Annotated in this window: 9 protein-coding genes; 4 read left to right on the top strand and 5 right to left on the bottom strand. The window is 71.2% G+C overall.

Annotated features, from left to right (window positions below; translation table 11 throughout):
• Nucleotides 1-61 precede the first annotated feature (61 nt).
• Nucleotides 62-706 carry a GOLPH3/VPS74 family protein gene (locus BU52_RS02485; protein ID WP_037927020.1) on the bottom strand — a complete coding sequence of 215 codons (645 nt, stop codon included), beginning with the start codon at nucleotides 704-706 and terminating at the stop codon, nucleotides 62-64.
• Nucleotides 707-1,049: 343 nt separating this feature from the next.
• On the opposite strand from BU52_RS02485, the gene BU52_RS02480 reads away from it, so the two are divergent.
• From BU52_RS02480 to BU52_RS02470, 3 genes are all read left to right on the top strand, one after another.
• A complete protein-coding gene (locus BU52_RS02480; RefSeq protein WP_037927016.1) occupies nucleotides 1,050-2,675 on the top strand; it encodes an ABC-F family ATP-binding cassette domain-containing protein in 1,626 nt (541 codons plus the stop codon).
• Nucleotides 2,676-2,685: 10 nt separating this feature from the next.
• Nucleotides 2,686-4,950 carry an ATP-binding cassette domain-containing protein gene (locus BU52_RS02475; protein ID WP_037927013.1) on the top strand — a complete coding sequence of 755 codons (2,265 nt, stop codon included), beginning with the start codon at nucleotides 2,686-2,688 and terminating at the stop codon, nucleotides 4,948-4,950.
• A 261-nt stretch (nucleotides 4,951-5,211) separates the two neighbouring features.
• Nucleotides 5,212-6,189, top strand: a complete 978-nt coding sequence (locus tag BU52_RS02470; protein ID WP_037927010.1) for an acyl-ACP desaturase — start codon at nucleotides 5,212-5,214, stop codon at nucleotides 6,187-6,189.
• A gap of 13 nt (nucleotides 6,190-6,202) precedes the next feature.
• On the opposite strand, the gene BU52_RS02465 is transcribed toward BU52_RS02470, so the two are convergent.
• The 4 genes from BU52_RS02465 to BU52_RS02450 all read right to left on the bottom strand — a co-directional run bounded on the left by BU52_RS02465 (nucleotide 6,203) and on the right by BU52_RS02450 (nucleotide 9,605).
• Entirely contained in the window at nucleotides 6,203-6,448 is a 246-nt protein-coding gene (locus BU52_RS02465) for a WhiB family transcriptional regulator (RefSeq protein ID WP_051857828.1), read from the bottom strand.
• A 136-nt stretch (nucleotides 6,449-6,584) separates the two neighbouring features.
• Nucleotides 6,585-7,379, bottom strand: a complete 795-nt coding sequence (locus BU52_RS02460; RefSeq protein ID WP_037927004.1) for a VOC family protein — start codon at nucleotides 7,377-7,379, stop codon at nucleotides 6,585-6,587.
• A gap of 122 nt (nucleotides 7,380-7,501) precedes the next feature.
• Nucleotides 7,502-8,533: a LacI family DNA-binding transcriptional regulator gene (locus BU52_RS02455; protein WP_037927001.1), complete on the bottom strand. Its 1,032-nt coding sequence runs from the start codon at nucleotides 8,531-8,533 to the stop codon at nucleotides 7,502-7,504.
• Nucleotides 8,534-8,618: 85 nt separating this feature from the next.
• Nucleotides 8,619-9,605 carry a multicopper oxidase domain-containing protein gene (locus BU52_RS02450; RefSeq protein WP_037926999.1) on the bottom strand — a complete coding sequence of 329 codons (987 nt, stop codon included), beginning with the start codon at nucleotides 9,603-9,605 and terminating at the stop codon, nucleotides 8,619-8,621.
• A gap of 201 nt (nucleotides 9,606-9,806) precedes the next feature.
• Between BU52_RS02450 and BU52_RS02445 the strand changes: the two genes are divergently transcribed.
• Entirely contained in the window at nucleotides 9,807-12,317 is a 2,511-nt protein-coding gene (locus BU52_RS02445) for a ThuA domain-containing protein (protein WP_407702024.1), read from the top strand.
• Nucleotides 12,318-12,330: the final 13 nt, after the last annotated feature.

Raw genomic sequence — 12,330 nt, 5'->3', positions numbered from 1 at the left:
GGGCGTACCCGGCGGAGAAGCGCGCGAGCCGGGCGCGGCAGCCGCCGGCTCCGCCGAGCGTTCAGCGGCCCCGGGTGAACGAGGGCATCGGCGCGGCGGTCGTCAGCCCCGCGCGCAGCTCGCGCAGGACGGCGGCGAACGCGGGTGCCGACGATCCGGCGCGGTGGGTCAGGGCTTCACCGCGCCGGTCGTAGGAGGAACCGTCCGGGGCGGGCGGCAGACCGGCCGCGGACGCGAGGGCCAGGGCGGTGAGCGTCGGCTCGGGGACGCTCCCGACCGGTACGGCCCCGGCCAGGACCCGGTGGGCCTCCCGGCGCAGGGCGTCCGCGCGGGCGGTGTCCGCGAGGACGTGGTCCACGGACGGGAACACCCCGAGGACCCGGTGCTTCTCGGCACGCAGCAGGCCTTCGGCCACCAACTGCTCCCGGACCGCGTCGAGGGTGAGCCGCGCGTGCAGCGTCACCCAGGTGCGCCAGCGGTGCGGGAAGGACTCGCGGGCCAGCTCCAGAAGTCCGTCGAGGACCGCGTCACCCGTGCGGGAGTCCAGGTCGACCGGTGTGGCGATGCCGTCGTCATCGGTCAGCAGCCCGCGCCGGGCCAGCTCGGCGAGGGCACCTGCCCGCACCAGGGGTGACAGCCGGGCGGGGTCGGTGTCCCAGGCCAGCAGGCAGAGACGGGCCGGCAGTGAGAGCGGGCCGCTGGGCACGGGGCCTCCTCGGGGGCGGTGAGGTCGTGGTCGGTGAAAGGCGTTGACAGCCGGTCCGGGCTCTCCTACGTTGTACAGCGGTCCTGTTGCCGTCGAATGGAGAAGGACGTTGCTCGTCTGAGGTTCTGAGACACCGCGTCACACCTGTCGGGTGTGTACGTCGCGTGCGACCTCGGCGTTCGAGCCGTCCTTGCGGTCCCTTCGGAGCAGGGCTCTTCTCATGCCCACGGTTTCCCCTCCGGCTGCCGGTCGTCGTCCCGCGGTGACCGGCTGCCGGTCGTCGTCCCGCGGTGTCTCGATACGCGTTTGCCCCTGATCGCCCCGAGCAACCGCGGAGGCCCGCATGTCACCTTCCCTCACCTGTACGTCCCTCGCCTTCGGCTGGCCCGACGGCACCGCCGTCTTCGAGGGCCTCGACGTCTCCTTCGGCCCCGGCCGCACCGGGCTCGTCGGCGTCAACGGTTCGGGCAAGTCGACCCTGCTGAAGCTGATCGCCGGTGAGCTCACCCCGGCCGACGGCACCGTCCGCGTCGCCGGCGAGGTGGGTTACCTGCCGCAGAACGTGACGCTCGACACCGCGCTGAGGGTCGACGAGGCCCTCGGCATCGCCGCTCGGCGGGCCGCGCTGCACGCCATCGAGGCGGGCGACGTCGCCGAGGAGCACTTCGAGACCGTCGGCGACGACTGGGACGTCGAGGAACGCGCCGTCGCCACGCTCGGCGAACTCGGCCTCGGCCACATCGGCCTCGACCGCACCGTCGGCGAGGTGTCGGGCGGCGAGTCGGTGCTGCTGCGGCTCGCGGCGCTGCTGCTGCGGCGCCCCGACGTCCTGTTGCTCGACGAGCCCACCAACAACCTCGACCTGTACGCCCGCAGGCGGCTGTACGCGGCCGTCGCCGGCTGGCCGGGCGTCATGATCGTGGTGAGCCACGACCGTGAGCTGCTGGAGCTGGTCGACCAGATCGCGGATCTGCGCTCCGGGGAGGTCACCTGGTACGGCGGCAACTACTCGGCGTACGAGGAGGCCCTGGCCGTCGAACAGGAGGCCGCCGAGCGCATGGTGCGCGTCGCCGAGGCGGACCTGCGCAAGCAGAAGCGAGAACTGGTCGACGCCCAGGTCAAGTTGGCGCGCCGAAAGCGGTACGGGCAGAAGATGTTCGAGCAGAAGCGCGAGCCGAAGATCGTCATGGGGGCGCGCAAGCGCGCGGCGCAGGTGTCCGCGGGCAAGCACCGCGTCATGCACGAGGAGAAGCTCTCCGAGGCGAAGGAACGTCTCGACGACGCGGTGGAGGCCGTACGGGACGACGACGAGATCCGTATCGACCTGCCGTACACGGCCGTGCCGCCGGGCCGAGGGGTCCTCACCCTCATGGACCTGGAACTGGTGTACGGCGCCCGGGTGAAGGGCGGCTTCGACCTGCGGGGCCCGGAGCGGGTGGCGCTGATCGGACGCAACGGCGCGGGCAAGACGACGCTGCTGCGCACGATCGCCGGGGACCTGGAGCCGGTCTCCGGCGAGGCGAGGGCCCATGTGCCCCTGCGGTTCCTGCCGCAGCGGCTCGACGTCCTGGACGCGGAGCTGTCCGTCGCCGAGAACGTGGCCCGGTTCGCCCCGGGCGCCACGAACAACCGGGTCCGGGCCCGTCTCGCCCGCTTCCTGTTCCGGGGCGCGCGCGCCGACCAGAAGGCGGCGACGCTCTCCGGCGGCGAGCGGTTCCGTGCGGCGCTGGCCGCGCTGATGCTGGCGGAGCCCGCGCCGCAGCTGCTGATGCTGGACGAGCCGACCAACAACCTCGACATGGCGAGCGTCCGGCAGCTCACGACGGCGCTGGAGTCGTACGAGGGAGCCCTGGTCGTGGCCAGTCACGACCTGCCGTTCCTGGAGTCCGTCGGCATCACCCGGTGGCTGCTGATGGAGGAGGGAGGGCTGAGGGAAATCACGACAGAAGCTGTCGGGTATTCCGCCTAGCGTCTGCGGTATGAGCCAGTCCAGCGAGTACATCACCATCACCGGAGCCGGGGAGAACAACCTCAAGGACGTCGCGCTCCGCATCCCGAAAGGCCGGCTGACCGTGTTCACCGGTGTTTCGGGGTCGGGGAAGTCGTCGGTCGTCTTCGACACGATCGCGGTCGAGTCGCAGCGGCAGCTCAACGAGACGTTCACGTGGTTCGTCCGCAACCGGCTGCCCAAGTACGAGCGGCCGCACGCGGAGGCCCTGGAGGACCTGACGCCCGCGATCGTCGTCGACCAGCGGCCGATCGGCGGCCACTCGCGGTCGACGGTGGGCACGATGACGGACGTCTACTCGGTGCTGCGGGTGCTGTTCTCCCGGCACGGCACGCCGAGCGCCGGGCCGGCGACGGCGTATTCGTTCAACGACCCGTCGGGCATGTGCCGTGAGTGCGACGGCCTGGGCCGCACCGTGCGTCCGGACTGGGACCGCATCCTCGACGCGGACCGCTCCCTGGCCGAGGGGGCGGTCCGCTTCCCGCCGTTCGCCGCGGGGACCTGGCAGGGGCAGGCCTACACCAACAGCGACGACTTGGACCCGCACAAGCCGGTGCGGGAGTTCACCGCCGGGGAACGGCGGTTCCTGATGCGGGGGCGGCCCGGCAGCAAGGTCACCGTGAACGGTACGGGCGGCACCTGGACCACGGAGTACGAAGGGCTCGCCGACCGCTTCGAACGGCTCTATCTCAAGCGGGACCTGGCCGCGATGAGCCAGAAGACCCGGGACATGGTGCGGGAGTTCCTGGCCGAGGGCGTCTGCCCCGCCTGCCGCGGGGCCAGGCTGAACGAGGCGGCGCTGGCCTCCCGGATCGGCGGGCGGTCCATCGCCGACTGTGCCGGGATGCAGGTCACCGATCTCGTCGCCGTGCTGCGGGAGATCGACGACCCGGTGGCCGGGCCGGTCGCCGGGGCCGCCGTCGCCGCGCTCGAGCGGATCGAGAGGATCGGACTCGGTTACCTGAGCCTCGACCGGGAGACGTCCACCCTCTCCGGCGGCGAGGGGCAGCGGCTGAAGACGGTCCGGCACCTGGGGTCCAGCCTGACCGGGATGACGTACATCTTCGACGAGCCCAGCGTCGGACTGCATCCGCGCGACGTCCACCGGCTCGGGGAACTGCTGCTGCGACTGCGCGACAAGGGCAACACCGTGCTGGTCGTGGAGCACGACCCGGACGTCATCGCACTGGCCGACCACGTCGTCGACATGGGGCCGGGGGCGGGCGCCGAGGGCGGCAGAGTGGTGTTCGAGGGGACGCCGCGGGAGCTGGCCGCCTCGGGCACCCTGACGGGGCGGTGCCTGGGACGGCGTACGGCGGTCAAGGACGCGGTGCGGGAGGCGGCCGGCGAGCTGTGGGTGAAGGGGGCCGACCGGCACAATCTGCGCGACGTCACCGTGCGGTTCCCGGCCGGTGTGCTCACCGCGGTGACGGGGGTGGCGGGCTCGGGCAAGAGCACCCTGGTCGCCGAGTTCACCGCCGCCCACGGGGACGCCGTGGTGGTCGACCAGTCCTCGATCGGCATCTCCGCGCGGTCCACCCCGGCCACGTACCTCGGGATCATGGACACGGTACGGAAGATCTTCGCGCGGGAGACGGGTGCCGAACCGGGGCTGTTCAGCTTCAACTCCGACGGCGCCTGCGAGACCTGCGGCGGCCGCGGAATCCTGCACACCGACCTCGCCTTCATGGACCCGGTGACGACGGCCTGCCACACCTGTGAGGGGCGGCGGTTCAAGGACGAGGTGCTGCGGCTGACCGTGGGCGGCCGCTCCGTCGCCGACGTGCTGGGGATGACCGCCGAGGAGGCACTGGGCTTCTTCCACGACACGGGCGTACGGCGCCGGCTGCGCGCACTGCGGGACGTCGGCCTCACCTACCTCACGCTGGGCCAGCCGCTGTCCACCCTGTCCGGCGGCGAGCGGCAGCGGATCAAGCTCGCCACCCGGCTGCACCGCGAGGGCGTGGTGTACGTGCTCGACGAGCCGACGACCGGGCTGCACATGGCGGACGTGGACGGTCTCGTCGGCCTCCTGGACCGGCTGGTCGACGCGGGAAACACCGTCGTCGTCGTCGAGCACAACCTCGATGTCGTCGCACGCGCCGACTGGGTGATCGACCTCGGCCCGGGCGGTGGGAGGGACGGTGGCCGGGTGGTGTTCGAGGGAACACCGGCCGAGTTGCTCGTCGCCGAGGGTTCCTTCACGGCGGAGCACCTGCGGCGGGCCGTGCGCTGAGGCCGTCACCGGTGGTCTCTCGGTGCGCCTGCGGGAGCTGTACGCCTGACCGGCGGGCGTGTCACCCGTACGGCTCAGCGACGTGCGGCTGGGGACACCCGGGGCGCGACACGCCCGTACGGAGGGGACCCCGCTGATCAGGGGTCTTTACGGCGGCCTTAACCTACGGCTACGTAACCTACGGATTCGTAGCCTACGATTCCGTAGGTTCCCGGCACCGCTCGCCGGACCTCCCTGCGTCCCCGTCCCCTGGAGTCACCCGTGACGATCGCCTCTCCCCACCTCGGCAGCCCTTCCGTCTGGACCGACGCACGGCTGTTGTACGCCCTGGAGGAAGTGGTCGAGAAGGAGCTCAACCGGCACCTGCAGGTCGCCAAGGACTGGATGCCGCACGAGTACGTGCCGTTCAGCGACGCCCGCAACTTCCCCGGCTTCTTCGAGGACGGCGAGGCCTGGGACAAGGAGCAGTCGAAGGTCACCGAGGTCGGCCGCATCGCGCTGGTGGTGAACCTGCTGACCGAGGACAACCTCCCCAGCTACCACCACGAGATCGCCACGCTGTTCGGCCGGGACGGCGCCTGGGGCACCTGGGTGCACCGCTGGACGGCCGAGGAGGGCCGGCACGGCATCGTGATGCGGGACTACCTGCTCGCCTCGCGGGCGGTGGACCCGGACAAGCTGGAGCAGTTCCGCATGGCGCACATGAGCGAGGGCTTCGAGTCGGACAACCGGCACTCGATGCTGCACTCGATCGCCTACGTCGCCTTCCAGGAGCTGGCCACCCGCATCTCGCACCGCAACACCGGCCACCAGTCCGGCGACCCGGTCTGCGACCGCATGCTGGCCCGCATCGCGACCGACGAGAACCTGCACATGGTCTTCTACCGCAACCTGCTGAAGTCGGCCTTCGAACTCGCGCCGGACCTCACGATGCAGGCGGTGCGCGACGTCGTGGTGAACTTCCGGATGCCCGGTCACGGCATCCCCGGGTTCGAGCGGGCGGCCGCGCAGATGGCCATCGGCGAGGTGTACAACCTGCGCATCCACCACGACGACGTGCTCCAGCCGGTGCTGCGCTTCCTGAAGGTCCTGGAGATCGACGGGCTGGGCCCCGAGGGCATCAAGGCGCAGGAGGAGCTGGGCCTGTTCATGGGCGGTCTCGACGCGGAGGCCGCGAAGTTCGACGAGAAGCTGGCGGCCCGCAAGGCCCGTATGGCGGCTCGCGCCGGCCAGAGCTGAGGCAAGGGCGGAACTACCGTCCCACGCGCCGCAGCTCCAGGCGTTCCTTCTCCGACAGGCCGCCCCAGACCCCGAAGCGCATGTCGTGGGTCATGGCGTACTCCAGGCAGGCGGCGCGGATCGGGCAGAGACCGCAGATGCGCTTGGCCTCACGGACCGAACTGCCGGGCTCGGGGAAGAAGAAGTCTCCTCCCGTCTGGGCGCACAGCGCCTGCTCCTGCCAGGTGAGGTCGGGCGAGGGGTATGTGTCGGTGTGCATGGCCGGAAGCGTGCCCGACGGCGAAAAACGTTCGATCAACGCCGTATCAACGCGGCAGCAGCAGGGGGTTCTCGCGGCACTCCCCGGCATGAGGATGGCGCCCGGGAGGGTGCCGCGCACGGCGGCACGCCGGTGTTCAGGTCTGGCGCGGATCTCCCTTGAGGACCGCGAAGCGCGCGCCGTACGGGTCCTCCAGGCGGGCGAGGCGGCCGACCCCGGCCAGGGACGTGGCGGGCATCCGCACGCTGCCGCCCAGCTCGACGGCCCTGTCGACGACGGCGTCCGGGTCCTCCACACCGATGTAGGGCAGCCAGTAGGGGTGTCCGCTGCGCGCCTCGACGGGGTCGTCGGCCAGCGGCACCAGCCCGCCGAACATGCCCTCGTCCCCCGCCCCGGCCGGGGTGACGGACGTGTAGACGCCGCCGGGGAAGGTCACGGCCGAGGTCTCCCAGCCGAGGGCGGAGTGGTAGAAGGCGGCGGTCCGGGCGATGTCGGGGGTGTAGAGCTCGACCCAGCACAGCGAGCCGGCCTCGCCGGCCGCCTCGACGCCCTTGCGCCGCGCGGGCTCCCAGATACCGAAGGGAACACCCGCCTGATCCGCGAGGATCGCCGCCCTGCCCTGTTCGCTCACCTCCGCCGGAGGCATGAGCACGCTGCCCCTGGCCTGCCGGGTGGCCTTCGCGGTGGCGTCCGCGTCGGGGCTCTGGAAGTACACGGTCCATGCGGGCGGGCCCTGCTCCGGTGTGGTCCGCATACCGCCCGCGACGGTCCGCCCGGCCAGCTCGAAGAACCCGTACCCTCCGGCGTCGGGCCCCGCCGAACGGAACTCCCAGCCGAACAGGCCCCCGTAGAAGGATGCGGCGCCCTCGATGTCGGCGGTGCCGACGTCGATCCAGTTCGGGGCGCCGTTGACGAAGTGGGTGGTGAGCATGGTGCCTCCTCCGAGCGGTCCGGTCGCCTGCTGCGGCGAGTCTTCCACCGCCCACTGACAATTCCCCTCGGAGCACCCGGACGGGCGTGTCCCGAGCGCTCGGGCGCCGGGCTACCGGTGGTTCACGCGGAGGCCCGGTGGATCAGCGTCGTCGGGAGGACCACGCCGGCGGGGCCGCCGCCCGCCGCCTCGTCCGGCACGCCCGTGCGGTCCAGGTCGCGCAGCAGGAGGCGGGCCATGAGGCGGCCCATCCCCTCGATGTCCTGGCGGACCGTGGTGAGCGGCGGCTCGGTCTGTTCGGCGATCGGCAGCATGTCGTCGAACCCGACGACCGCCACGTCGTCCGGCACCCGCCGCCCGCGCTCGCGCAGCGCGCGCAGGGCGCCGGCCGCCATGAGGTCGTTGCCGGCGAACACCGCGTCCAGGTCGGGGCGGCGGTCGAGCAGTTCCCGCATGGCCCGCTCGCCGCCCGCGGAGGTGAAGTCGCCTTCGACGACCAGCCGCGGGTCGGCGTCGGGCATGACGTCCCGGAAACCGTCGAGCCGGTCCACGGCCGACGTCTGGTCGAGGGCGCCGGTGATGTGGGCGACGCGGCTCCGGCCGAGGGCGAGCAGATGCCGCACGGCGTCACGGGCGCCGCCCCGGTTGTCGCTGTCGACGTAGACGACGCGGCCGTCGAAGTCGGGGCGGCCGCCGAACACGGTCGGCACCCCGGCGCGCTGGATCAGCCCGGGCAGCGGGTCGTCGATGTGGAGCGAGATCACCAGCGCTCCGTCCACGTGACCGCCGGCGAGGTAGCGGCCGACCCGGGCGTGGTCCTCCCGGCCCTCGGTGAGCAGCAGGACGAGCTGGTTGTCGTGCGCCGTCAGTTCCTTGCTGATCCCGCGCAGCTGCCGGGCGAAGAAGGGGTCGGCGAAGACGCGGGTCTCCGGTTCGGCGACGATGACGGCGACCGCGTCGTGCCGCTTCGTCACCAGGCTGCGGGCGGCCTGGTTGGGGACGTACCCGAGTTCCTCCACCGCCTGTCTCACCCGCTCGGCCAGGGGTTCGCGCACCCCGTCGTAGCCGTTGACCACGCGGGAGACCGTGGCCCGGGAGACCCCGGCCCGTGCGGCCACCGCCTCCAGCGTGGGGCGCGGCACTGTCTCGTTCACTCGGGCGCTCCTCACCTGCGGCTGCGGGAAAGGATAGCCCCGGCCCACTCCCGGGTGAGAAGGCTCCCGGATCACCTCCGGCGCGTCAGTGTTCGTGCGCCGGCTCCTCCGCGCCGGCGGGCTCGTGGGCGTGATCGTGCGGGTCGTACCCCGGGATGGTGCCGTCCGGCTTCTTCACCAGGAACAGACCGACCATGCCCATGTCGGAGTGGCTCTGCACGTGACAGTGGTACATCCAGGCGCCCGCGCCGACCCCCTCTCCGGCGACGACCTGGAAGCCGAAGGAGTCGGCCGGACCGCAGATCTTGTTGTCGATGACCTGGCTCGGGTCGTCGGGGCCGGTGAGCATGCCGGTGCGGTTGTCGGCCCAGCGGTGACCGTGCATGTGGAACGTGTGGTAGTACTCGCCGTGCGTGATCATGACGAACTCCACTCGGTCGCCCACGGTGGCCTCGAAGTCCGGGCCGCTGTGTGCGGGCTTGTTGTTGATCGTCATGTCGTTGAAGACGATGGTGTGGGTCGCGTCGGGCAGGACGTCGCCCTTGCGGCGGACGATCACCGGGCCGTAGAGCCCGCTCCGGATGCCGCCGGTGCCGTGCGCCGTGCCGACGACGTGGTCGTGGTAGTGCCAGTAGCCCGCGCTGCCCGCCCGCCAGGTGCCGTCGGGGCGGCGGCCGGGCCTGTGGGTGCGCCAGGTGTAGGTGCGGGTGCCGCCGGGCTCGACGTGGCTCCTGTTCTGCTTGGTGCCGTCGCTGGAGATCTCGTAGTCCAGGCCGTGGACGTGCAGGCTCACGGGCACGTCCATGGTGTTCTCGAACTCGACGTGCAGCGTGTCGCCCTCGTTGAGCTCGATCAGCGGGCCCGGGATCGACGCCTTGCCCTTCTCGAAGCCGTAGCCCATCTGCCCGCCGGCCAGCCGCTCGGCGTACATCGTGACGCGCCGCACCTCGCCCCCGGCGGGCGCGGTCCTCGCCGGCCGCGCCGCGCCCACGGCCTCGGGCGCGACGGACAACGATGTCGCAACGGCAGCGCCGCCCAGCAGTACCCGACGGTTGAAACCGCGTCTGTCCATGCCGAACTCCCCACGTGGCTGTCATGAACCTGTGAAACCGTAGCGACCACCTCCGCGTTTATCCACACCCAGGACAAAGTTCGTTTCATTGCTGCGATAGGTATTGGCGTGTGGTGCAAAGAGGTCTAGCTTCCTTGACGCTGTTGCTGCGACCGAGGAGGGGTGGGTGGCCACGTGCGGTCCACATCGCATCAAGAACCCATGCGCTTGAGAGGGTTGAGCGTTTCAGGCGCCAGGGACACACGGAGGACGAGAACGAGGCGACGCACCTGGGCGGCCACCGTGGCCGCCGGAGCCGTCGCCGCCGGGCTGCTGTCGGGTCCCGCCGCCAGCGCGCGCCCGGCCCCGGAGCCGTCCCTGACAACGATGTCCATCACGTCGCCCCCGGGCGGCGCCAACGTACGCGTGCTGCTGTTCCACGGCTCGGCGGCCGGCGGTGACGAGTCGCCGCTGGTGAACGCGGGGATCGCGGCGATCGAGAAGATCGGCCTGTCCGGCCCGGCGGACCAGCGGTTCAAGGTCACCGCGACCGACGACGCCTCGGTCTTCACCGACGCCAGGAAGCTGGGCCGTTTCAACACCGTCGTGTTCCTGACCGGCGGCGGGGACGTCCTCGACCCGGACCAGGAAGCGGGACTGGAGGCTTACATGGAGGCCGGCGGCGGTTTCGTCGGTCTGCACGACGCCGCCCGCGCGGAGCCGTACTCGGACTGGTTCACCGGTCTGATCGGCGCCCGCCCGGCCGCCTCCGGCCCCGGCACGGTGCAACGGGCGACCGTCGAGGTCGGCGACCGGACGCATCCGGCGACCAAGGACCTGCCGCCGCAGTGGAAGCGGCCCGACAAGTGGCTCAACTGGGTGAAGAACCCCACCGGCGACGTGCACACGGTCGCCAGGGTGCGCGAGTCGACGTACACGCCCGGCGCGGGCGCGAACGGCTGGGACCACCCGGTGAGCTGGTGCCGTGACTACGACGGTGGCCGGTCCTTCTACACCGGCATGGGCGGCACGGTGTCGTCGTACGACGAGACCGACTTCCGCGAGCACCTGCGCGGCGCCCTGCTGTGGACCAACCGGCTCGTCCGGGCCGACTGCACGGCGACCATCACCGGCAACTACACGGCCAAGCGGCTGACCAAGCCCAACCAGCCGGGGCGGAACGACCAGATCGGCGAGCCGCACGGCCTGGTCACCGCGCCCGACGGACGGGTCTTCTACATCGGCCGGGGCGGCGCCGACTCCTCGCAGCCCGTCGTCACCGACTGGAACGACCCGGACATCGGCAAGGGCAAGGGCGAGATCCACGTCTACGACCCGAGGACCGGGAAGGTCACCCTCGCCGGGGCGCTCACCGTCTTCGGCAACAAGGGCGGCGGCGACGAACTGCGGAAGGTCGAGGAGGGCCTGCTCGGCATCGAACTGGACCCGCTCTTCGAGCAGAACGGATGGGTGTACCTGCACTACACGCCCCACTCCGGGATCAACCGGGACACGCACATGGGCGAGCGGCGGGTCTCCCGCTTCACACTCGACCGGGCGACCGGCAAGCTGGACCTCGGCAGCGAGAAGGTGCTGCTGAAGTGGCCGGTGCAGATCCACAGCTGCTGCCACGCGGGCGGCGGGATGGCCTGGGACTCCGAGGACAACCTGTACATCGCCACCGGTGACACCAACTCCAGCGGGTTCAGCGGCGGTTACTCGGGCAACAACCCGGAGCCCAATTTCAAGGGCGTGTCCTTCGCGGACGCGCGCCGGACCGCCGGCAACACCAACAACCTCAACGGCAAGATCCTGCGCATCCACCCCGAGCCGGACGGCACGTACACCCTCCCCGAGGGCAACCTGTTCACCGGCAAGGAGACCGCCGAGGGCGGTGGGAAGACGCGCGGCGAGATCTATGTGATGGGCGTGCGCAACCCGGCGCGCATCTCCGTCGACAAGAAGACCGACACCCTCTACGCGGGCTGGGTCGGCCCGGACGCCGGCTCCCCGTCGCCCACCTGGGGCCCCGCGAAGTACGACACGTTCGCCGTCATCACCGAGGCGTCCAACCGCGGCTGGCCGTACTGCATGGGCAACAATCAGCCCTACCGGGACCGGAACCTGCCCGACCCGTCCAAGCCGCTCGGCTGGTACGACTGCGACGCCCCGAAGAACGAGTCGCCGAACAACGACGGTCTGGTCAACCTGCCGCCCGTGACGGGCAACAACATCTGGTACTCGCCGCAGGGCGGAGCTCCGGACTACCCGCGTGACGAGAACGGCGTCCCGTCGTACGAGCAGAGCGAGGCCACCTACCGGCTGCCCTGGCTGAAGGGCGGCGGCCAGGCCGCGATGAACGGCCCGGTCTACCGCTACGACGCCGGCAGCCCCAGTGAGGTCAAGTGGCCGGCGTACTGGGACGGCAAGTGGTTCGTCGGTGACTTCTACGACGCCGACCAGCCGCGCAACGCGGTGCTCATGGACCCGAAGACGCAAGGAGACGGCGGTCTTCCGGTGCACTCGGAGTCACTGAAGAAGATCGTGCCGGTCGGCAACGACGGCATCAAGAACCTGATGGGCTGGACGTTCGGCCCGGACGGCGCGCTGTACGTCCTCGACTACGGCCGCGGCTTCTTCACCTCCGACGCCAAGTCCGCGCTGTGGCGGGTCACCTACACGGGCGGCGGCCCGACCCCGGCCGCCGGCCGGCTCGCGAGGAAGGCCGAGTGAGACCAGTGATACG

It is taken from the genome of Streptomyces toyocaensis (genome assembly GCF_000725125.1).
Classification (GTDB): domain Bacteria; phylum Actinomycetota; class Actinomycetes; order Streptomycetales; family Streptomycetaceae; genus Streptomyces; species Streptomyces toyocaensis.
Note: the sequence above shows the minus strand (reverse complement) of the source record. Positions and strands in the feature narration are given on the sequence as shown.